The sequence below is a fragment of the Streptosporangium sp. NPDC000396 genome, from assembly GCF_042898655.1.
In the GTDB taxonomy this organism is placed as follows: Bacteria; Actinomycetota; Actinomycetes; order Streptosporangiales; family Streptosporangiaceae; genus Streptosporangium.
Genome location: NZ_JBIAZA010000002.1, coordinates 51,486 through 71,139, shown reverse-complemented (window position 1 = coordinate 71,139; position 19,654 = coordinate 51,486). Strand labels below are relative to the sequence as shown.

At 67.8% G+C, this 19,654-nt stretch carries 21 protein-coding genes and 1 pseudogene; 11 read left to right on the top strand and 11 right to left on the bottom strand.

Annotated elements, in window-relative coordinates; genetic code table 11:
- The first annotated feature begins 430 nt into the window (after window positions 1-430).
- Both ACFY2X_RS02720 and ACFY2X_RS02715 read left to right on the top strand, forming a co-directional pair.
- Window positions 431-970 (top strand): GntR family transcriptional regulator, encoded by a 540-nt coding sequence (locus ACFY2X_RS02720; RefSeq protein WP_389931414.1) that lies wholly within the window; start codon window positions 431-433, stop codon window positions 968-970.
- Window positions 970-1,704 carry a GntR family transcriptional regulator gene (locus tag ACFY2X_RS02715; protein WP_389931410.1) on the top strand — a complete coding sequence of 245 codons (735 nt, stop codon included), beginning with the start codon at window positions 970-972 and terminating at the stop codon, window positions 1,702-1,704. The genes ACFY2X_RS02720 and ACFY2X_RS02715 overlap by 1 nt, the downstream gene beginning before the upstream one ends.
- A gap of 222 nt (window positions 1,705-1,926) precedes the next feature.
- Here ACFY2X_RS02715 and ACFY2X_RS02710 read toward each other — a convergent pair whose 3' ends face one another.
- From ACFY2X_RS02710 to ACFY2X_RS02695, 4 genes are all read right to left on the bottom strand, one after another.
- The gene (locus ACFY2X_RS02710) at window positions 1,927-2,076 is read right to left on the bottom strand and encodes a hypothetical protein (protein WP_389931408.1); all 150 of its coding nucleotides are present in this window, start codon (window positions 2,074-2,076) and stop codon (window positions 1,927-1,929) included.
- 419 nt (window positions 2,077-2,495) lie between these two features.
- Complete coding sequence (locus ACFY2X_RS02705; RefSeq protein ID WP_389931406.1) at window positions 2,496-2,693, bottom strand: ferredoxin; 198 nt, start codon at window positions 2,691-2,693, stop codon at window positions 2,496-2,498.
- 7 nt (window positions 2,694-2,700) lie between these two features.
- The gene (locus tag ACFY2X_RS02700) at window positions 2,701-3,924 is read right to left on the bottom strand and encodes a cytochrome P450 (RefSeq protein WP_389931403.1); all 1,224 of its coding nucleotides are present in this window, start codon (window positions 3,922-3,924) and stop codon (window positions 2,701-2,703) included.
- Window positions 3,925-4,097: 173 nt separating this feature from the next.
- Window positions 4,098-4,979 carry an RNA polymerase sigma-70 factor gene (locus tag ACFY2X_RS02695; RefSeq protein ID WP_389931401.1) on the bottom strand — a complete coding sequence of 294 codons (882 nt, stop codon included), beginning with the start codon at window positions 4,977-4,979 and terminating at the stop codon, window positions 4,098-4,100.
- Between the two features lie 316 nt (window positions 4,980-5,295).
- Between ACFY2X_RS02695 and ACFY2X_RS02690 the strand changes: the two genes are divergently transcribed.
- From ACFY2X_RS02690 to ACFY2X_RS02675, 4 genes are all read left to right on the top strand, one after another.
- A complete protein-coding gene (locus tag ACFY2X_RS02690; RefSeq protein WP_389931399.1) occupies window positions 5,296-6,147 on the top strand; it encodes an SDR family NAD(P)-dependent oxidoreductase in 852 nt (283 codons plus the stop codon).
- Between the two features lie 276 nt (window positions 6,148-6,423).
- Entirely contained in the window at window positions 6,424-7,623 is a 1,200-nt protein-coding gene (locus ACFY2X_RS02685; RefSeq protein ID WP_389931396.1) for an NAD(P)/FAD-dependent oxidoreductase, read from the top strand.
- A 148-nt stretch (window positions 7,624-7,771) separates the two neighbouring features.
- Complete coding sequence (locus ACFY2X_RS02680; RefSeq protein ID WP_389931392.1) at window positions 7,772-8,296, top strand: hypothetical protein; 525 nt, start codon at window positions 7,772-7,774, stop codon at window positions 8,294-8,296.
- A 447-nt stretch (window positions 8,297-8,743) separates the two neighbouring features.
- The gene (locus ACFY2X_RS02675; protein ID WP_389931389.1) at window positions 8,744-9,403 is read left to right on the top strand and encodes an HNH endonuclease family protein; all 660 of its coding nucleotides are present in this window, start codon (window positions 8,744-8,746) and stop codon (window positions 9,401-9,403) included.
- 213 nt (window positions 9,404-9,616) lie between these two features.
- Here the strand turns inward: ACFY2X_RS02675 and ACFY2X_RS02670 are convergent, their stop codons facing one another.
- The 4 genes from ACFY2X_RS02670 to ACFY2X_RS02655 are packed head-to-tail and all read right to left on the bottom strand — an operon-like array spanning window position 9,617 to window position 12,943.
- A complete protein-coding gene (locus ACFY2X_RS02670; protein WP_389931387.1) occupies window positions 9,617-10,807 on the bottom strand; it encodes an ABC transporter permease in 1,191 nt (396 codons plus the stop codon).
- Window positions 10,804-11,466 carry an ABC transporter ATP-binding protein gene (locus ACFY2X_RS02665; protein ID WP_389931385.1) on the bottom strand — a complete coding sequence of 221 codons (663 nt, stop codon included), beginning with the start codon at window positions 11,464-11,466 and terminating at the stop codon, window positions 10,804-10,806. The genes ACFY2X_RS02670 and ACFY2X_RS02665 overlap by 4 nt, the downstream gene beginning before the upstream one ends.
- Window positions 11,463-12,491, bottom strand: coding sequence for an efflux RND transporter periplasmic adaptor subunit (locus tag ACFY2X_RS02660; protein ID WP_389931382.1), 1,029 nt, complete (start codon window positions 12,489-12,491; stop codon window positions 11,463-11,465). The genes ACFY2X_RS02665 and ACFY2X_RS02660 overlap by 4 nt, the downstream gene beginning before the upstream one ends.
- Before the next feature lie 11 nt (window positions 12,492-12,502).
- The gene (locus tag ACFY2X_RS02655; RefSeq protein ID WP_389931379.1) at window positions 12,503-12,943 is read right to left on the bottom strand and encodes a hypothetical protein; all 441 of its coding nucleotides are present in this window, start codon (window positions 12,941-12,943) and stop codon (window positions 12,503-12,505) included.
- Between the two features lie 139 nt (window positions 12,944-13,082).
- On the opposite strand from ACFY2X_RS02655, the gene ACFY2X_RS02650 reads away from it, so the two are divergent.
- From ACFY2X_RS02650 to ACFY2X_RS02635, 4 genes and pseudogenes are all read left to right on the top strand, one after another.
- Complete coding sequence (locus tag ACFY2X_RS02650) at window positions 13,083-13,739, top strand: response regulator transcription factor (RefSeq protein ID WP_389931376.1); 657 nt, start codon at window positions 13,083-13,085, stop codon at window positions 13,737-13,739.
- Between the two features lie 49 nt (window positions 13,740-13,788).
- Window positions 13,789-14,967: a sensor histidine kinase gene (locus tag ACFY2X_RS02645; protein ID WP_389931374.1), complete on the top strand. Its 1,179-nt coding sequence runs from the start codon at window positions 13,789-13,791 to the stop codon at window positions 14,965-14,967.
- Between the two features lie 163 nt (window positions 14,968-15,130).
- Window positions 15,131-15,248 (top strand): annotated as a pseudogene (locus tag ACFY2X_RS02640) (response regulator transcription factor); the annotation flags it as partial.
- 13 nt (window positions 15,249-15,261) lie between these two features.
- Window positions 15,262-16,539 carry a sensor histidine kinase gene (locus ACFY2X_RS02635; protein ID WP_389931372.1) on the top strand — a complete coding sequence of 426 codons (1,278 nt, stop codon included), beginning with the start codon at window positions 15,262-15,264 and terminating at the stop codon, window positions 16,537-16,539.
- A gap of 63 nt (window positions 16,540-16,602) precedes the next feature.
- Here ACFY2X_RS02635 and ACFY2X_RS02630 read toward each other — a convergent pair whose 3' ends face one another.
- Both ACFY2X_RS02630 and ACFY2X_RS02625 read right to left on the bottom strand, forming a co-directional pair.
- Entirely contained in the window at window positions 16,603-16,764 is a 162-nt protein-coding gene (locus ACFY2X_RS02630; RefSeq protein WP_389931370.1) for a hypothetical protein, read from the bottom strand.
- 492 nt (window positions 16,765-17,256) lie between these two features.
- Complete coding sequence (locus tag ACFY2X_RS02625) at window positions 17,257-17,445, bottom strand: hypothetical protein (RefSeq protein ID WP_389931367.1); 189 nt, start codon at window positions 17,443-17,445, stop codon at window positions 17,257-17,259.
- Window positions 17,446-17,517: 72 nt separating this feature from the next.
- Between ACFY2X_RS02625 and ACFY2X_RS02620 the strand changes: the two genes are divergently transcribed.
- Entirely contained in the window at window positions 17,518-18,222 is a 705-nt protein-coding gene (locus ACFY2X_RS02620; protein ID WP_389931363.1) for a peptidoglycan-binding domain-containing protein, read from the top strand.
- Window positions 18,223-18,250: 28 nt separating this feature from the next.
- Here the strand turns inward: ACFY2X_RS02620 and thrS are convergent, their stop codons facing one another.
- On the bottom strand, window positions 18,251-19,582 hold the full coding sequence (thrS, locus tag ACFY2X_RS02615; RefSeq protein WP_389931360.1) for a threonine--tRNA ligase: 1,332 nt from the start codon (window positions 19,580-19,582) through the stop codon (window positions 18,251-18,253).
- Window positions 19,583-19,654: the final 72 nt, after the last annotated feature.

The following is a 19,654-nucleotide window of genomic DNA, read 5'->3' as shown; positions in this document are numbered from 1 at the left end:
GGGAAGAGGCGTCTGGAACCCGCAGTGCGAGAAGGACGGCCGCCGTGGGGGCGTAACGACGCCGCACGTGGCGCAGGGCATGGGCATCGGCGGTGCGTCGGTGAAGCAGTCGCAGCCGCTTATCTCCGTTGTCGGCCGGTCGAGGACCGGAGCACTAGGGTTGGTCATGGGTCAGGACTCACTTCCTGATCAAGGGCCTGTCCCGACGGTCGCAACGTCGGGCAGGTCCGTCTTGTGCTCGGAGCGGCACCGAAGTCCCAACCCCGACTACACAGAGACCGCATGATTCATAACGCTCGGTAACCATACTGCGATTCGCGAAATGCGGCAAGACTGTTATCGTCAGCGGCACGAACCTCTTGATCGGCAGGCCATGCCGCTTAACGGGTACGGTGGGCTGCCAGAGGCCTTCGCGACGAGGGAGGAGCGCATGGCGGACACCACTTGGAGCAGCGTTTCCACGCCCTACATACGGCCACGAAAATCAGGAGAACCAGACGCTTGGGCCGAAGAGGCCGCTCAGCACGGTCATACCGGTACGCACCAACTTCGCGAGGTTGCCGAGGTTCAGCCACCGCACGAGGTTGCCCAGGCACTCAATCTCAGCCGGGGAGACGCCGCGATCGTCAGGCGGCGTCTGGTGTTGCTGGATGGGCGGCCGGTAGAGCTCGCCGACTCCTACTACCCGGTGGCGATCGCCGGCGGCACGCCACTCGCCGAGATGCGCAAGATCCCTGGCGGAGCCGTCACCATGCTCGCCAAACTCGGTTATGAACCGCGTGCGGCAGAGGAGGGCGTCAAGGCACGTCCCGCGACAGATCAAGAGCGACAGTTGCTCGAGATCCAACCGGACGAGTGGGTCTTGGTTCTTACTCGGATCCTGCGGACCAACGATGGCACACCGATTGAAGCCACCGTGATGACGATGATCGCCGACGGTCGCGAACTGCGCTACAAAATGATCATGTAATGGGAGGCTCGACAATCTTGGCAAGGCGGCCGGACCCTCGTCCCAGGCATCAGCAGATCGCGGCGGAGCTGCGTGCCCAGATCATGTCCGGCGCGCTGAAGACCGGCGAGCAGTTGCCTTCCACTCCACGCCTGGTCGCGCGTTTCAACGCAGCCAATGCGACGATCCAACGCGCCCTGCAAGCGCTGAAGGACGAAGGATTCGTACGCAGCCATGCAGGCAAGGGGGTCTATGTACGCGCCAAGCAACCCTTTGTCGTCGAGGCCACGGCCTACAGGTCCCCTGCGCCGCGCGGCTACACCTACGAACTGCTCCAGGTCAGCGAGCTGGAGCCGCCAGCTGACGTCGCCGCAGCGCTCGCGCTCGATGACGGTGAGCTGGTCGTCATGCGTCACGGGCTACTGCTGCACGACGGCGACCCGGTTGAACTGTCGTGGTCCTACTACCCGCTCAGCATCGCCGCCGGAAGTCCTTTGGCGGGTCGAGGAAAGATCCGCGGAGGTGCACCTCAGGCTTTGACCGATCTCGGATTCCCGCAGCGGCACTTCCAGGATCGCCTATCCGTTCGGCAGCCCACGACGGAAGAAGTCGAAGGGCTGGACTTGCCGACCGACGTCCCGGTGTTCCGGCAGTTCCGGGTGATCTACAGTAACAACAACCGACCGGTGGAGGTCTCGATCCTGATCAAGGGTGGCCACCTCTACGAGCTGTCGTACCATCAGTCCACCGGCTGACGAGAGCATCCGCGCCGGGTTGCCCAGAAGGGACGCTGATGCTGGTGATCTGGCCGCGATCGAAGCGGCCGAGGGAAACCCGGAAGCCGCGTGCGCTCGCGCCGGCGAGGCCCTCGACCAGCTCGCGGTCACCTGGTATGCGACGGGCATGGAACGGATCCGCGAAGTACGGCGATCCCTTGAGCGGTGGGCCGACCTCGACTGCGTCCTTCAGCTGGACGATCACCTGTACGAATGGCGCACGACTCTCACCGCGCCGAAGACGGCGCTGAAGGTGTGCCGGGGAACGCCGAGCCAGTCCGCCCAGGTGCCGTATTCGCGGGTCTCGTCCACAAGACACTCGCCAACATCGAAGACGACAGCTCGAATCATGTCCGCGGCCTACGATGAACCCGATCGAGCCAGTGGTTGCCCTTCTTCGGTCGAGGCGGACGACGAGTCCGCGGCCGAGCGCCTGGGAATTGGCCGACCGCGTGACTCGTGCGTCCCTCGCCATGGGGATACCGCACCGCACACGGTAATTCGCCCATACGGTTTTGGCGTCGGTGGATTTACCTATATCGCCCTATAAAGGAGGGCCGAATTCCAGGTGCTCCTTGGTGGTAGCCCCGCGCTCCAGGCAGGGAACGCGGGGTTTCGGCTCCCAGGAACAGCTCGCGCGTGGTCGCTGTGCCCAGACCTCGACTCGCTCGCCTTGCCACCAGCGTGGATGTGCTGGAGGCAAGCTCTGAGCTACCCCACCGGACTTGTCGTCCTCCACTGGCGCGGACGCGTTGTCACCGGGGATGTGCTTACTCCTGCAGGATGGAGAGGGCTCGGGATGGGCACAGGGTGACGGCGTGGCGCGCCTGTGAGGCGCCCCGGCCGTCGGGGTGATCGGTCAGCAGGGCCACGATGCCGTCGTCGTCTTGGTCGAAGACGGCCGGCTCGGTCAGGACGCATTGGCCGGAGCCGACGCAGAGGTCGGTGTCGGCTTTGATCCGCATCATGTCCTGCTCACCAGGTGACCGGGAGTTCGTGAACGCCGTAGATGACGGCGTCGGTCTTGAACGGCAGGTCCTCGGTCGGTGCGGCGAGCCGCAGGGTGGGGATGCGGCGGAACAGCGTGTCGAAGACGATCTGCAGCTCCATCCGGGCCAGGTTCTGGCCCAGGCACTGGTGCGGGCCGAATCCGAAGGCGAGGTGGTGGCGGGCCCCGCGCTCGACATCCAGTTCGGCCGGATCCTTGAACGCCGCCGGGTCCCAGTTGGCCGACAGGGTCGAGACGATGACGCCTTCGCCGGCCTTGATGCTCGTCCCGCCGATCTCCACATCTTCGGTGGCCACCCGGGAGGTGACCCCGTCGGCGATGGTGAAGTAGCGCAGCAGTTCCTCCACGGCCATGGGCGTCTTGTCCGGATCGGCGGTGATCAGGGCCAGTTGCTGCGGGTGGGTGAGCAGCGCGACCACGCCGAGCGAGATCATGTTCGCCGTGGTCTCGTGTCCGGCGGTCAGCAGCAGGAAGGCCAGGCTCACCAGGCCCGCGTGGTCGAGGGTGCCCTCCTGGCGTTGCCGGGCGATCTGCCGGCTGAACAGGTCGTCGCCGGGTTCGGACTCTTTGCGGGTGACCAGGTCGTCGATGTAGGCGCGCAGTTCGGCGAAGGCTCGCCGGCGGTCTTCCAGCGAGGTCCGGCGCACCATCATGGTGGTGCGGCTTTGGAAGAAGTCGTGGTCGGTGTAGGGGACGCCGAGCAGTTCGCAGATCACCAGTGAGGGCACTGGCAGGGACAGCGCCTGCACCAGGTCGACCGGCTGCTGGTCGGTGGCGAGCATGTCGTCGATGAAGTGGTCGACGATGTCCTGGATCCGCGGGCGCAGCGCGGCCAGCCGCCTGACGGTGAACTCGCCGATCACCGGACGGCGGGCCGCGGCGTGTTCCGCGCCGTCCATTCCGAGCATCAACGGCGGCTGGCTGCGCAGCTGTTGCAGGGTCGCCGCATCGAGGGTGAAGAGCGGGAAGCCCTCCTTGCGCTTGTCGGAGGAGAAGCGGCCGTCGGCGAGGACGGCACGGCCTTCCTCATGCCCGGACACCCACCACGCCTCGCCGCCGCTGGTCAGACGGACCTTGTTGATCGGTGCCTGCTCGCGCAGCCGTTCGTAGGCGGTGGGCGGGGCGAACGGGCAGCCACGCTCGATTGGCAGCTTTAGGCCGGTGAGTTCGCCGGCAACGCTCTTCGTCATGAAGGACCTCCCAGTAATAGATCTGGCGGAGTTCGTTGTGCTTGTGGCGGCCTCGGGTGGTGTGATCGACACTGCTGGCACTGGTTTCACAGCCTGACGGGCCGTCATGCGCAGGCTGGGTCGCCGTCAGATCCAGGCCGCTTCGAGGTTGCGGGCCGGCTCGTCGCTGGTGTTCATCGCAGGGTGAGCGGGGTCTCGGAGGCGACGCGGGTCAACTTCTGCGGGTTGCGGACGTAGTAGAGGCCGGTGATGCGGGCGTCCTCGACACGGATCGTCAGGACGCCGTCGAGCTCGCCGTCCAGGCGTACGACCAGTGCCGGGTTGCCGTTGACCACGGTGGCCTGGCAGGTGATCGCCGCTTCCACCTTGGCGGAGCCGCCGAGGTAGAAGCGGGCCACCTTCTCGGCGCCGATGACCGGCCGTGGCGCGGCCCGCTTCACGCCGCCGCCGTCGCTCACCAGGACGACCTCGGGAGCAAGCACATCGAGCAGGCCCTGCAGGTCCCTGGTTTCGAGCGCGTGCTGGAACGTCTCCAGAGCCGCCTGGGCCTGGCTTGGGGAGACCGCCTCACGAGGGCGACGGGCGTCGACGTGCCGGCGGGCGCGGTGCGCGATCTGGCGGACGGCCACGGGGCTCTTGCCGACGGCGGCGGCGATCTCCTCATAGCTGACGTCGAAGACCTCGCGCAGCACGAACACGGCACGTTCGGTCGGTGAGAGGCTCTCCAGGACGAGCATGAGCGCCATCGACACGCTCTCGGCGAGCTCGGCGTCCTCCGCCACGTCCGGCGTGGTGAGCAGCGGCTCGGGAAGCCAGGGGCCGACGTAGGTCTCCTTGCGGCGTTTCATGCTACGCAGCCGGTTGAGCGACTGCCGGGTGGTGATCCGGACCAGGTAAGCACGCCGGTCGGACACCTGACTGACGTCGACCTTGACCCAGCGCAGCCAGGTTTCCTGCAAGACGTCCTCGGCGTCGGCTGCCGAGCCGAGCATCTCGTAGGCGACGGTGAACAGCAGGTTGCGGTGGGCAACGAAGGCCTCAGTGGCGGAGTCCATCCGGCCGCCACCTAGGGGCGGCCCGACGAGGCCCGATGTTGCCTCGCTGCGCTTGTTCATTGCCGGCTCCTGCTCGTTCGCTTCTCACCTTGCTCTGCGCACAAGACACCGGCCCTCATCGCCGTGTGACACCCGTGACGGGTGGCGTACGTCACATGACCGCGCTGTCACAAAGTCCGGGTCACCGGTGCCTCATGGTCGTCAGGACGCCGCGCGAACGATCCACGCGGTACCACGACTTCACGAGTGATCGCCTTGGCCCCGTTGCGTGGTAACCGCCTCGCAACCGCCACCGCAGAAAGAACGGTAAGACATCATGAGCAAGGTCTGGTTCGTCACTGGTTCGTCCCGCGGCCTCGGCCGCGAATTCGTCGAGGCCGCCCTGTCGCGTGGCGACAAGGTGGCCGCGACCGCCCGCAGCACCACAAGCCTTGACGAGCTGGTCGCTGCCTACGGCGACGCGGTGCTCCCAATCACGCTGGACGTGACCGACAAGGCCGCCGTCTTCGAGAGTGTGAAGCAGGCCGCAGAGCACTTCGGCCACCTGGACGTCATCGTGAACAACGCCGGCTACGCCCAGATGGGCGCGATCGAGGAGCTGACCGAGCAGCACCTGCGCGACCAGCTGGAGACCAACCTGTTCGGCGCGGTCTGGGTGATCCAGGCCGCCCTGCCGTACCTGCGCGAACAAGGCGCGGGACACATCATCCAGCTGTCCTCGGCCGCCGGGCTCATCGCGATGCCCCTCGGGGGCGCCTACCACGCCTCCAAGTGGGCCCTGGAGGGCCTGAACGAAGCGCTCGCCGCCGAGGTCGCCGACTTCGGCATCAAGGTGACCGTCATCGAGCCCGGCGGCTTCGCAACCCGCTCAGGCAAGAACCCCGACCCCCTCAACAACGGCCACATGGCCCAGCCCAACCCGATCTACGACGGCTTCCGCCGGCGCATCGCGGGGTTCGCGGGCAAGCAGCCCGCCGGCGACCCGGCCGCCGCCGCCCAAGCACTCCTCAAGCTTGTCGACGCCGACAACCCGCCCCTGCGGATCCTCTTCGGGCAGGGCTTCTACCCGATGATCCAGCAGGCCTACGCCGACCGGATCAAGACCTGGGCCGACTGGCAGGACCTGTCGGCGCAGGCTCACGGCAACCTCGACCAAGAAGATCAATGACCCTCCGCCGACCCCCACACGCTCCGACGTCACCAGAGTTTCCTGCCCACGTGGACGCGCCTCGGCCGATGACGCCGGCCACGCGAACAGGTGTATTTCACCAGCTAGAGATAAGGAACTCGGATGAAAAGACAGCAACGTCGATCAGTCGCGGCGCTCGCCGACACCACCTCCGGCTTCTGGACCAGCCCCACCAGCGGGCAACGGACGGCGACTGGTGCCAGCGCTGATACCGCTGCCCGAGTACTCACAGACGTCCCGTAGAAGGAGCGACATATGAAGCACCGCATCGCCGTCCTCGGCGCCGGCTATGCCGGGGCCTATGTGGCTGGGAACCTGGCCCGCCGGCTGTCCCCGGCGGACACCGAGATCACCGTGGTCAACGCCGAGCCGGACTTCGTCGAGCGGCTGCGGCTGCACCAGCTCGCGGCCGGTCAGGAGGTCGAGGCTCAGAAGCTCGCCGACGTCTTCGCGGGTACGGGCATACGGCTGCGCCTGGCCCGTGTCACCGCCGTCGACCCCGAGCGCCAGGTCGTCGCCGTAGCCGACGCCGACGGCGGTGGCGAGCTCGGCTACGACACGCTTGTCTACGCGCTCGGCAGCCACGTCGCTGACCGCGGCGTCCCCGGCGTGGCCGAGCACGCCTTCAACGTCACCAGCCGGCCCTCGGCGCTGCGCCTGCGCGAGCGCCTGGACAGCCTGGAAAGGCGGGGCGAAGGCGGGAGCGTGCTGGTCGTCGGCGACGGGTTGACCGGCATCGAGACCGCCACCGAGATCGCCGAATCCCGGCCCGGCCTGTCGGTGGCGCTGGTCGCTTGCGGCGAGCTGGGCGCCCGGCTCTCCGCCGGAGCCCGCAGCCACCTGCGCCAAGCCTGCGACCGGCTGGGCATCACCGTCCTGGAGCACACCAGCGTCGAAATCGTCGAAGCGACGCGGGTGCTGTGCGCCGACGGCACCGCCCTGGCGTCCGACGCAACCGTGTGGACGGCCGGGTTCGCGGTCAACCCCATCGCCGCCGCCGGCGGGCTGGAGGTCACCGAGAACGGCCAGATCGTCGTCGATCGCACCATGCGGTCGGTCTCGCACCCGAACGTCTACGCCGCCGGCGACAGCGCCTACGTCATCGGTGACAACGGCCGGCCGCTGCCGATGTCCTGCGCTTCGGCCGGCTACACCGGCCGGCAGGCCACGGGCGCGATCGTGGGACGCCTGACCGGCCGCAAGATTGCGAACATCAAGCTGGTCTACCCGGGCAACCACATCAGCCTCGGGCGGCGGGACGGGATCCTGCAGATGGTCGACGACGAAGCGCAAGCAAAGCCGACGTATGTGGGCGGCCGGAAGGCCGCACGGATCAAGACGGGCATCCTCAAGATCTCGCTGTGGGGCATCTCGCACCCGACCTTCGGCCTGCCCAAGCGCAAGCGCCGCCTGGCCGCCGCGCCTGATGCGTCCGCTGAGAAGGCGGTCGTGTAGCCGCCATCGGTCAGCTCGGCGAGCCGGTGGAACCGGCAAGGAAACTCACCCGGGCGGGGGAGCCCGATCACTCCGAAGGGCGAGGGAATCAACGCACCACCGTGGAATGGTCAAGCCATAACACTTATGAGCAACAAGGAAACGCATCATGACCGTCGAAGCCATGGCCAGTCGGCACACAGGTGCCGAGGAGCAACCGCGAGGCCGCTGGGCCGCATACATGGCGAGCGTCGGTGCGGTCGTGTACGGCCTGCCCCATCTGTGGTGGGGCATGGGGATCTCAGCGACGTTCCCCGGCGACTTTCAGGCCGCCACCGCGGCCGGTGACGCCGGCATCGGCTACTGGGGATTCGGCGTGTTCTCCATAATCGCCGCGGTGGGCCCGCTCGCCCTGGTCCAGAGGTGGGGGCGGATCTTCCCCCGATGGCCGGTGCTGATCCCGTCATGGACGGTGTCGGTGGCGTTGACGTTCTGGGGCTTGGGCTACTTCTACATGAGGTACTTCCTGGCAGTCGGACGCCTGCAGCCGACCCCGCGCTTCGCCGTTCAGGACGCCGATCCCCAGGCAGTCTGGGGGCTGCTCTGGTACGCCGACTTTCTCATGCTCGGCATCGCCCTGGGAGTGGCGACCTGGCACTACCAGCGTCGGACACGGACGACACGGACTCCCTGAAAGAACTGCCCGTGGCGTTCTGGGCCTCCGCTGACCGGATAGCTGTGGGCGAACCACTGCATCACGTCGGGATCGTGGTTCCAGCGATAGTGGGCCGCCGCGTCGGAGGGTTCCATAGGGCGCAGCCGTACGAGATCTCCGGTCAGCAAATTGTGTGCTCCGTTCGTCATTCAGGCGTGCGGAACCACGACAGCGGCGCGGCTGCCCGGCTGACAACAGATTTTCGCGATCAACGCGATGGACCCCGGGTCGGCAGTCCGCGCCGGATCCTGGCGAACCGTGTCACCAACCTGCCAAGACAGCACCCCAGACGCATCCGGACGGCGAGAGCCGACCTCCCGAGACCTCTTCGGCACCTGACACGACGACAGGAAGCGTTCGTATCACCTGTTCGCAAGCCGAATATCGTCGCCGCTGACGGGGATGCCGGTGTTCATGGGAGAAACCATGATCGTCTTGAGACGGGCGATCCAAGTCGCCGTACTTACTCTTCTGGTCATCCCGATCACCGCCGTCATCGCCACCCCGCAGGCGGCGGCCGACCCCCGCAAGCGATCACAGGGCTATGCCTCTGTCATGGCCCGTCGCATGCTGACCCACCTGGAAGTCGCCAAGCCCTTGTCGATCCGCGGCTACAGCCACAAGCGATTCCAGCCCCGGTGGGCGCACCACAGAGGAAAGTGCAGCACACGAGAGACGGTTCTGGCCCGCGACGGGCGACGCGTGCGGAAGAACGCGGCCTGTCACCCCGTCAAGGGCGTCTGGTACAGCCCGTACGACGGCAAGTGGCTGAAGAGTGAAAAGCACGTCGACGTCGACCACGTCGTGCCGCTGGCATACGCCTGGCGCTCGGGTGCCAGCAGGTGGAGTCAGGCGCGGCGGCGGGCCTTCGCCAACGACCTCACCCGCCCAGAACTGGTCACCGTCAGCCACTCCGCCAACATCGCCAAGGGAGGCCAGGGCCCGCAGAGCTGGCGTCCGCAGCGCCGCGGCTACTGGTGTCATTACGCAACCTCGTGGATCACTGTGAAACACCACTACCGGCTCTTCGTGACCCGTAAGGAGAAGACAGCTTTGCTCAGCATGCTCGGTACCTGCCGGAACTGACGATCACGCCGGCCATGACCGCCATGAAGGGAACGGCAACGGGATGCTCACGAGGCCGTGAGCATCCCGCCTGGCGGCTCGGCTGCGTTATCGCGACGGCAGGCCGCGTTCCGCGCGCGACACAGCGCACAAGTGACGGGGCCGGTGTCCGCCGTGCCCTCTCGCAGTTCTTCGGACAGGTGCGCCTGTGCCCGACCGGCCGTGGTCACGATGTCAGCTCGCCGCCAGGGCCACGGTAGGGGGCAGGCGGGAGGCCCTGATCGCCGGGTAGATCCCGGCGATCGCGCCGACGGCCAGCGTGGCGGCGAAGGCGCCGGCCAGCACCCAGGCGGGCACCGTGGGCGGCCAGCCCTGCGACATCGCGTACCCGGTGGTCACCAGGCCGCCGAGCGCGAGCCCTGCCACCCCTCCGAGCACCGACAACAGCAGCGACTCCATCAGGAACTGGATCCTGATCTGCCCCCGCGTGGCCCCGAGCGCCCGGCGCAACCCGATCTCCTTGCGGCGCTCCAGCACCGAGATCACCATCGTGTTGGCCACGCCCACGCCGCCGACGAGCAGTGCGACTGCGCCGAGTCCGAGCAGCAGGTCGGTGAAGGTGCCCGCGGCGGCCGCACGGGCGGCCAGCGCGTCCGACGGGCGGGAGACCGCGATCTCGTGCGGCCGCTCCGGGCTGACCGTCCGTGCGAGCATGCCCCTGACCTGCTCCACCGATTCCTCGCTCGACCGTTCATAGACGGTGGTGGGATGGCCGTCGAAGCCGAGCCGTTCCTGTGCCGCCGGGAACCCGATCAGCGCGGTCCGGTCGATCTCCGGCGCGAGCGGCAGCGAGGCGAGGATCCCGGTCACGGTGAACCACCGGTCGCCCACCCACACCTGCACTCCGGTACGGCTGACGCCGAGCCGCTGGGCGGCGACCGCGCCGAGGACGACGGCGGGCTGGCGGGCGATCGCCTCGTCGAGCCATCGTCCGGTGCCCACCCGTCCGTCGAGCGTGTTCAGCAGATCCAGGGAGGTGGCCTGGACGGTCAGTCCGCCGGTTTCCTCCTTGGGGATGCGGTCGGTCCTGCGGACGCTCACGTTCACGGTGCCGGTGGCGCTGGCGTCGGTGACGCCGGAGATCCTGCGGACCATGAGCGCGGCGTCCGGGTGCAGCTTGACCGGGTCGCCCGTGAGCGACTTGCCGGGTTCCACCCGTAGCAGGTTGGTGCCGAGCTGGTCGAGCCGGCGCAGCAGCTGTTCCTGGCTGGACGCGGAGATGCCGATCACCGCGATCATCGTCGCGATGCCGATGGCGATGCCGAGCGCGGACATCACCACGCGCGAGGTTCTGGCCCGCAGGCCTGCGGCGGCGACTCTGGCCACGTCGTGCGGCCGCAGGCGGGCGGGTGTGAGCGAGGTCATGACTCCTCCCTGATGGTGCCGTCCTGGATGCGGACCCGTCTCGGGCACCACTGGGCGATGTCCATGTCGTGGGTGATCATGACGATGGTGGTGCCCGAGACGTGGAGCTCGCGCAGGATGGCGAGCACCTGCCGGCCCGAGGCGGAGTCGAGGTTGCCGGTGGGTTCGTCGGCCAGCAACAGCGGTGGGTCGCCGACGACGGCTCGGGCGATGGCCACGCGCTGCTGTTCGCCGCCGGAAAGCTGGTGTGGACGGTGGTGCAGCCGGTGGGCGAGGCCGACGCGTTCCAGCGCCGCCCGGGCGCGTTCGCGGCGTTCGGCCGGCGGGCATCCTGCGTAGAGGAGTCCGTCGGCCACGTTGTCGACGATCGGGATCCCGGCGGCCAGGTGAAACTGCTGGAAGACGAAGCCGAGGTGGAGCGCGCGCAGGGCGGACAGCTGGCGGTCGGTCAGCGTGCCGATGTCGTGCCCGGCGACGCGGACGGTGCCGGATGTGGGGCGGTCCAGGGTGCCGAGGAGGTTGAGCAGCGTGGACTTGCCCGACCCGGATGGACCGATGATGGCCAGCAGCTCGCCCTTGGCGACCTTCAGGTTCACGCCGCGTAACGCTTCGACGGTGTCGTTGTGGCGTTTCCTGACGTTCTCGACCTCAATGATCATTTGGCGGGCACCCCGACCTTCATTCCCGCTTCCAACCCGGGGCCGGAGATTTCGACGCGGCCTCCGCCGTACATGCCGGTCTTGATCGGGACGACGCGTCCGCCGATCTCCACGCCATAACCACCGCCGGCGGTGGCCAGCAGCGCTTCCACGGGGACGCTGAGGATGTTGCGTCTGCTGACGCTCTCCAGCAGCACGGTGACGGGTGTCTGGTCGGCGAGCCCGCTCTTGACCTTGGCGAGCCGGACGCCGACGTCAACGGTGGCGGTGCCCTCGTGCGGCTTGGCCACGGCGCCGACCGTGACCACTTTCCCGGCGACCGTGCCGCCGCCGGGCAGTTCCACCTTCACCTTGGCGCCTTTCCTGGCCTGCGCCTGGTCGGCGACGTCCAGGTCGAGGTGGACGAGGCGGTCGGTGCCGGTCACGGTGAACACCTGGCGGCCGGGTGAGACGCTGTCGCCGACGGCCACGTCCGCCTTCGCGACCCTGACCTTCGACGGCAGGAACACGACCTGTCCGGCGTCTACGACTCCGGTCTGCGGGAGGCCGACGCGTTTCTGCCACGCCCGTACGGCACGCACGGTGGCCCACGAGAACCGGTCGTCGACGGTGACGTTCTCGCCGTGGCCAAGCGCTTTCAGGGCCCTCTCCAGTTGGCGGACGTCGGGCCCGTCCTTGACGCCCTGGCTGAGCGGCCGGTAGATCGGCAGCTTGCCGTACATCAGCACGACGGGCTTGCGGTCCACGCGATAGAGCACCTGCCCCTGGCGCAGGATCCGGCCAGGGGCGGCCACCGACGTGACGGTTCCGGTGGTCTGGCCGCGCACGACCTGCTCTCCCGCGAAAGTGATCTTGCCGGAGAGCGAGACCGTGTCGGTCAGGTCGCCGCGGATGATCTCCGTCGTGGCCTGCGGCGATGGTGGGGCGGCGGCAGCCGTGTCACTCTTGCCGCCCATGGACAGAGCCGCGGCGGTTCCCGCCGCTGCTGTGGCGGCCGCGACCAGGCCGACGAGCACGCGCTTCATCGTTCTTCCTTTCATCGAGGCAGCAGGTGAACGCACTCGCTTTGCGCCTTCTCGAAGGCCGCGCGGTCCTTGTCGCCGACGGAGACCTGGTACTGGCCGGTCTTGGGGTCGGGGTCGTAAACCTTCATGCCACGCTCGCGCATGCACTTGGCGAACTTGGTCACCGCGTCGACATAGGCGGTGTCGACCTTCTTGGCCAGCCCTCCGGCCTCCCTCCACTTGGCGCAGGTCTGCTGTGCCTTGTTGAAGGCGTCAACGTCCTTGATCGCGTAGCCCGCGCTGCCGATGGTGTCCGGGTAGTCGCCGATGCCGTTGTCACGCATGCACTGGGCGAACTTCACCTCGGCGTCGGAGGCGGAGATCGGCTGCTGGGCCGGGGGCGAGGCCTGCCGGCCACCGCCGGAACACGCGGTGGCCAAGGCGAGCAGGAGCAAGGCGGTGAACTTCTTCATGGTCCCTCGATTCGGTCGGCATTGAATGCGAGATCGAGTAGACCCGGATCGCCTTAACATGACGGTTACGCAATCCTGTTATGTCGGCGTTATACCGCGTACGGGAGATTTGGCGCGCTCAGATGAAGGAGGAACTCCCTTGCGCGTGCTGATCGTCGAGGACGAGGAGATGCTCGCGGACTCGATCGCCGAAGGACTGCGTGCCGAAGCACTCGCCGTGGACGTCGCCTACGACGGGGAGACCGCGCTTGAACGCCTCGGCGTCAACGACTACGACGTGCTCGTCCTGGACCGTGACCTGCCCGGCGTGCACGGCGACCACGTCGCCCGGACCGTGGTCGAATCCGGGTCCGCCGTGCGGGTGCTCATGCTCACCGCCGCCGCGGACGTGTCGTCCAGGGTCGTGGGGCTGTCGTTGGGCGCCGACGACTACCTCACCAAGCCGTTCGCCTTCGAAGAGCTGCTGGCCCGCATCCACGCGCTGGGCCGGCGCGCGCACCGTGCCGACCGGCCGCAGCTGGAACGCTCCGGGATCCGGCTCGACCAGGCCCGCCGCGAGGTCTACCGCGACGGGCATTACGTCGCACTGGCCCGCAAGGAGTTCGCCGTGCTCGCCGAGCTGCTGAAGGCCGGCGGCGCCGTCGTCTCCGCCGAGGAACTGCTGGAGAAGGCCTGGGACGAGAACGCCGACCCCTTCACCAACACCGTGCGGGTGACGATGATGCGCCTGCGCCGCAAGCTGGGCGAGCCGCAGGTCATCGAGACCGTTCAGGGAGTGGGGTACCGGATCCCTTGACTTCCTTCCCACGGCTGAAGCCCGGGGTCTCCACGCTCAAGGAGTTTCGATGAAGCTGTCCATCCGCCTGCGGCTCACGCTGCTCTACGGCGGGGTCTTCTTCGTCGCAGGCCTGCTGCTGCTGGGCATCAGCTACGTGATCGTCCGCGGCATTCTGGACGACACCCGCCTCAGGATGCAGGCCGCCCCCGAGTTCGTGCCCAACCACGCCATCCTGGAGCCGAGCGGGAGGATGGTGCTGGTCAACGTCTCCATGCGGGACATGCTCAACGCCCAGCAGAACTACGAGCAGGCGACGATGACTCGCTTCCTCCTCCAGGCCGGGCTGGTCGTCGCCCTGCTGGGGGCGCTCGCCATGACCGCGGGCTGGGTGCTGAGCGGGCGCGTCCTCAAGCCCCTTTACCAGGTCACCGACACCGCGCGGCGGGTCGCCGGCGGCCACAACCTCAATGAGCGCATCGCCTACACCGGCTCCAACCACGATGTGAAGGACCTGGCCGACGCTTTCGACGTGATGCTCGCCCGTCTGGCCCACGCCTTCGACGTGCAGAAGCGGTTCGTCGCCAACGCCTCCCACGAGCTGCGCACACCCCTGACGATCAACCGGACGCTGGTGGACGTGGCCCTGCGCAGGTCCGACGCCACCCCTGACACCCAGCGGCTCGGCGAATCGCTGCTGGTCGTCAACACCCGGCACGAGCGTCTCATCGACGGCCTGCTCGCGCTGGCCGAGAGCGACAGACCCGTCCTGGACCGTCATCAGCCCGTGGACCTCGCCGAGGTCGCCTCCTACGTCGTCGACCACGCCGGGGAGGAGGCCGACGCCAAGACCGTCGTCCTGCACCAGGCGCTGGCGCCCGCGCCGACCAAGGGCGACCCCATCCTGCTGGAACGGCTGGCGCAGAACCTCGTGGAGAACGCCGTCAGGCACAACGTCCAGGGTGGAGAGGTCTGGGTGACCACCAGGCTCAGCGGCGGTGAAGCGGAGCTGTCCGTGGCCAACACCGGCCCGGTCGTGCCCACCTACGACATGGAAACGATCTTCGAGCCGTTCCGCCGCCTGCGAACCGACCGGGTGCGCTCCGATCGCGGCGCCGGGCTGGGCCTGTCCATCGTGCGCGCCACGGCCCGAGCACACGGAGGTACGGTGGTGGCCGAACCGCGCGAGGAAGGCGGGCTGACAGTGACCGTGCGCCTGCCCTCATCGGCCTCGTCGCCCCTGCTGTGACAGCCTTCGCCCGCGTGATCTCTGGTTGCGCGGAGGACCTCATCGCGCTGTGCGGTGGTTGCCTCGCAGCGGTGGTTGCCTCGCAACGGCGTGGCGCGCTTTACCGCCCTCTTATCCGGGCTCCGGCCACAATGAAGGCTCGGATTGAGGCGTTGCTGTGCGAGTGCTGAACAAGGCGTGGGATGAGAACATTGACCCGTTCACGACTGTTGTGCGAGTCGCGACGATGACGCTGTGGCAAGAAGGCCGGCGGATCCCGGGTGATCGAGACGGCGCCGGGCGGGGACACAAGTTTTGAGCGAGCCGCCCCCTCCGGTGATCGGTCCCCATTCGCAGCGGTCCCAGCCTCCGGCGCCGACCGGGGCGCCGGTCTGGGACGGGCCGCCGCCGTCGTATTCCGCGTCGCTCCAGCGTTCTCCCCTGAAACGGATCAAGGGGCTACCGGGCAAGCTGAGCATCCGCTGGCGTCTCACGCTGACCTACGGGACGATGTTCTTCGTCGCGGGTTCGCTGCTCCTCACGGTGATGTACCTGTTGCTGCGCTCGGTGCTGAGTGACGTGCGGTTCTCGCTGGAGGTGCCCGCGGGCACTCCCGACACCCTGGTGGAGATCTGGCAGCATCAGATAGAGATCCAGGTCACCAAGCTGGATGAGCAGATCCTCCGCCTCATGGTCCAGCAATCGGCCCTGGTCCTGCTGGGCGTCGGCATCTTCGCGCTCCTGTTCGGCTATCTGGTCGCCGAACGGGCGCTGCGACCCGTCGCCAAGATGACCACCACGGCACGCAAGCTGTCGGAAAGCACCCTGGCCCACCAGCGCATCGATCTGCAGGGCCCCGACGACGAGCTGAAGGAACTGGCCGACACGTTCGACTCGATGCTGACCCGCCTCAACCTCGGCTTCGACTCCCAGCGCAGGTTCGTCGCCAACGCCTCCCACGAGCTCCGTACACCTCTGACGATCAACCGGACGGTTCTCGAAATCGCCCTGTCCGATCCGGAGGCCTCGGCGGACCTGCAGGCCCTTGGCCGTACCCTTCTGGAGGTCAACGCCCGCAACGAGAAGCTCATCGAAGGCCTGCTGCTGCTCGCCAGGAGCGAGCGAGAGCTGGCCGTACGAAAGCCGGTCGACGTCAACGACGTGGCGAAGACGGCGGTGGAGCAGCTCACCCCCATGGCCGAGCGGCACGGTGTGACCATCGTCACCGACCTCGCCGGCGCTCCGGCGCAGGGCGACCCGGTTCTCCTTGAACGCTCGGTCAGCAACCTGGTCGAAAACGCCATTAAGTACAACCTTCCTGAAAGCGGAAAAGTCTGGATCAGGACGGGGATTTTGGAGAATTCCCTCATTGTTCAGGTAGCCAACACCGGGCAGCACGTCCCGGCGTACGAGGTGAACAGCCTGTTCGAGCCGTTCAGGAGGCTTCATGCGGATCGCGTGGATTCAGCCAACGGATCAGGTCTGGGGCTGTCCATTGTCCGTGCGGTGGTACGGGCCCACGGCGGGGACGTGACCGCGGTGCCGCGTGACGGCGGCGGGCTGGTGGTGACCATAAGGCTCCCCGAACGCTGAGCTGGGCGATCGTCCGTGGTGAGACACGGCGATTCGGCTGATGCCGGGGGTGCAGGACACTCGTCAGTGGAAGTAGGCGCCAGCCGCCGGGGTCATCAGCAGGATGATGACGAGGATCGATCCCAGGGTCGCGAGCGGGAAGCGCACCAGGACCAGCGGGCGCAGCCAGGAGGGGAAGCCTGAACTCGCGGCGGCGATCACGGCGCGTGCGTCGATTTTCCGCACGGTGATGTCGCCGGACTTCTCGAAGGCGGCCCGGGTGTATCGGGTGGCCCAGACACGCGCTGACCGGCCGTCACGGTGCCGGGTCGTGACGGCGGCCGGAGGTCGTCAGGGATCGGCCTTGATCGATTCCACGCGATCGGCAAGGCTGGTCGGTGATAACGAACGTCCGTAACTGCTCACCGCCGGTAGCTGTTCACGGCCGGTATCCGTTCGTGCCGCAGGCCTGCGGCCCCGTAAGGAAGGGCGCTTGTTGACTTTCTCCCCAGAGCTGAAGTCCGGGGTCTCCACGCTCAAGGAGTTTCGATGACAGGTGAGGACTCTTTTCCCGACCCCACGGGCACCGTGACCACCGAAGAGCTCCAAATCCAGCTGCGGCGGCTCAAAGCATGGTCGGAACTGTCCTTCCGGGAGCTTGAACGCCGAGCGCACGCCGCCGGTGACGTCCTGCCCTGCAGTACCAGCTGGGAGATGCTCAACTCGCACCGGAATCGGCTACCTCGTGCCGAACTCGTCGCCGCGTTCACCCGGGCATGCGGGTGCACACCGGACCAGGTGGCCGCCTGGGTCGCGGCCCGCCGCCGGATCGCGGCGGCGGGTGTCACCGGAGACGACCAGGGTGGGGCGGGTGTCACCGGAGACGACCAGGGTGAGAAGCCGGTCGACCCCGTGGTGACACAGCACCCGAGCCCATCCGCTGACGCGGCGGGTTCGCTCGTCCCGCCCCTGCCCCCGCCCCCGTCTCCGCCCGCGAAAGTGGAGCGGGAGCGTCTTGGCGCCGCAGGGAGGATCAGGCATGGCCGGCGCTGGCTTGTGGTCGCCGGGCTGGTCATGCTGCTGGCCGGTACGGACATCGCGGTGAGCGGAGTTCGTACCGGTGAAGCCGATGAACAGATGCTGTTGTCGGACCGGTGTCCCGATCTGATGATGATCGGCACCTATGGGATCTGTGCCCAGGAACTTCAGCGGCAGCTTCAGAGAAAAGGCCTCAACCTGCCGGACGACGCATGGTTCGGACCGTTCACCAAGCAGCGGGTCATGGCCTTCCAAGCCTTCGCGAGGCTCCCCACGATGGGGGTGGCCGATCGCCAGACCAAACGCGCTCTGCTCGGGGAAAAGCGGATCTCACCTTCGCAATGGACCGCCGCGCAGACCGAACGGCGATTGCGAGAGGTCTTCTCCGAGGATCCGGATCGAGCGGTCGAACTGACTCGATGCCTGTCCTTCCTCGATCCGTTGTGGGTCGTGGCAGATAATCGCGGCGTGCGGCGGTGGGGGCTTTTCCAGTTTTCCGACCTGGAGCTTCTGGAACTGCGCGCTGACCCGGTGACGGCTTTCAACCCTGAGTGGAACATCCAGACGGCCCACAGGATCTGGCGCCGTGCCAAGAACTTCCGCCACTGGTCGTGTCGTCTGCCCGCCGGTGAGGCCGCTTTGCGGGCCGCTCTCCCTGACCGGTGATTCCGAAGCCGCCCCCGAAGGCGATCTGTTACGGGCAGGCGGCGCCGTCCCACAGGTCGGTGCTGTGGGCGTCGACGAGAGCGCCGATGCGGGTGAGGGCGTCGCCGATGGGCTGCGGGTCGAGGCGGCGTCCGTCACGCAGGCGCAGGGCGACGTGATCGGCGGCGGCTTCCTTGGCGCCGATGACGGCCTGGTAGGGCACGAGACGGGCCTCCCGGATGCGGGCGCCCAGGCTGCCGTGCTCCAGCCCGGAGACCTCGGCCCGCAGTCCGAGGCGGGCGCATCGCCGGGCGAGCACCTCGGCGTTCGGCAGTTCGGCCTCGGAGACCGGGAGGATCACCAGCTGGGTGGGGGCGAGCCAGGCGGGGAAGGCGCCGCCGTGCTGCTCGATGAGGTGGGCGACGGCTCGCTCGACGCTGCCGATGATGCTGCGATGGACCATGACCGGCCGGTGTTTCGCGCCGTCCGCACCGATGTAGTGCAGGTCGAACTGCTCGGGCTGGTGGAAGTCGACCTGGACGGTGGACAGGGTGGACTCCCGGCCGGCGCTGTCGGTGACCTGGATATCGATCTTGGGACCGTAGAACGCGGCTTCCCCCTCGGCCGCCTCGTAAGGCAGGCCGGAGCGGTCGAGGACATCGGTCAGCAGGGCGGTGGACCGCCGCCACATCTCGGGGGCGGCGACGTACTTCCCGCCGGGGCCGGGCAGGGAGAGCCGGTAGCGGGCCGAGGTGATGCCGAGCGCCTCGTACGCCCGGCGGATCATCTCCAGGGCCGCGCGCACCTCGTCGCTGACCTGGTCCAGGGTGCAGAAGATGTGCGCGTCGTTGAGCTGGATGGCCCGGACGCGGGTCAACCCGCCGAGCACGCCCGACAGCTCGGAGCGGTACATGCCACCCAGCTCGGCCATGCGCAGAGGCAGCTCGCGGTAGCTGTGCGAGCGGGAACGGTAGATCAGCGCGTGGTGGGGACACAGGCTCGGCCGCAGAACGATCTGTTCCGCCCCCAGGTCCATCGGGGGGAACATGTCGTCGCTGTAGTGCGACCAGTGCCCGGAGATCTCGTACAGCTCCCGCTTGCCCAGCACCGGCGAGTACACATGCCGGTAACCCGCCCGCCGCTCGGCGGTGCGGATGTACTCCTCAAGGGCATGCCGTACGGCCGCGCCGTCGGGCAGCCAGTACGGCAGGCCCGCGCCGATCAGGGGGTCGGTGTCGAACAGGTTCAGCTCGCGGCCGAGCTTGCGATGGTCATGCATGGCGGTCTCCTCGTGAACATCGGGCGAGTGACCGCAAGACGAAGCCCCGGGGCACTCGCCCCGGGGCTTCGGACTAAGACATCTGTCAGCGCGCCGGGACACTCTCCGGCGTCGTCGTCATAGCGGCGCGCATCATGCGGGGAACGGTAGCAGAGATCCATCGATCTTGAGGGG

Coding starts and splice junctions, on each gene's coding strand:
- ACFY2X_RS02720 (WP_389931414.1), top strand. CDS start 431: ATGGCGGACACCACTTGGAGCAGCGTTTCCACGCCCTACATACGGCCA.
- ACFY2X_RS02715 (WP_389931410.1), top strand. CDS start 970: ATGGGAGGCTCGACAATCTTGGCAAGGCGGCCGGACCCTCGTCCCAGG.
- ACFY2X_RS02710 (WP_389931408.1), bottom strand. CDS start 2,076: ATGATTCGAGCTGTCGTCTTCGATGTTGGCGAGTGTCTTGTGGACGAG.
- ACFY2X_RS02705 (WP_389931406.1), bottom strand. CDS start 2,693: ATGATGCGGATCAAAGCCGACACCGACCTCTGCGTCGGCTCCGGCCAA.
- ACFY2X_RS02700 (WP_389931403.1), bottom strand. CDS start 3,924: ATGACGAAGAGCGTTGCCGGCGAACTCACCGGCCTAAAGCTGCCAATC.
- ACFY2X_RS02695 (WP_389931401.1), bottom strand. CDS start 4,979: ATGGACTCCGCCACTGAGGCCTTCGTTGCCCACCGCAACCTGCTGTTC.
- ACFY2X_RS02690 (WP_389931399.1), top strand. CDS start 5,296: ATGAGCAAGGTCTGGTTCGTCACTGGTTCGTCCCGCGGCCTCGGCCGC.
- ACFY2X_RS02685 (WP_389931396.1), top strand. CDS start 6,424: ATGAAGCACCGCATCGCCGTCCTCGGCGCCGGCTATGCCGGGGCCTAT.
- ACFY2X_RS02680 (WP_389931392.1), top strand. CDS start 7,772: ATGACCGTCGAAGCCATGGCCAGTCGGCACACAGGTGCCGAGGAGCAA.
- ACFY2X_RS02675 (WP_389931389.1), top strand. CDS start 8,744: ATGATCGTCTTGAGACGGGCGATCCAAGTCGCCGTACTTACTCTTCTG.
- ACFY2X_RS02670 (WP_389931387.1), bottom strand. CDS start 10,807: ATGACCTCGCTCACACCCGCCCGCCTGCGGCCGCACGACGTGGCCAGA.
- ACFY2X_RS02665 (WP_389931385.1), bottom strand. CDS start 11,466: ATGATCATTGAGGTCGAGAACGTCAGGAAACGCCACAACGACACCGTC.
- ACFY2X_RS02660 (WP_389931382.1), bottom strand. CDS start 12,491: ATGAAGCGCGTGCTCGTCGGCCTGGTCGCGGCCGCCACAGCAGCGGCG.
- ACFY2X_RS02655 (WP_389931379.1), bottom strand. CDS start 12,943: ATGAAGAAGTTCACCGCCTTGCTCCTGCTCGCCTTGGCCACCGCGTGT.
- ACFY2X_RS02645 (WP_389931374.1), top strand. CDS start 13,789: ATGAAGCTGTCCATCCGCCTGCGGCTCACGCTGCTCTACGGCGGGGTC.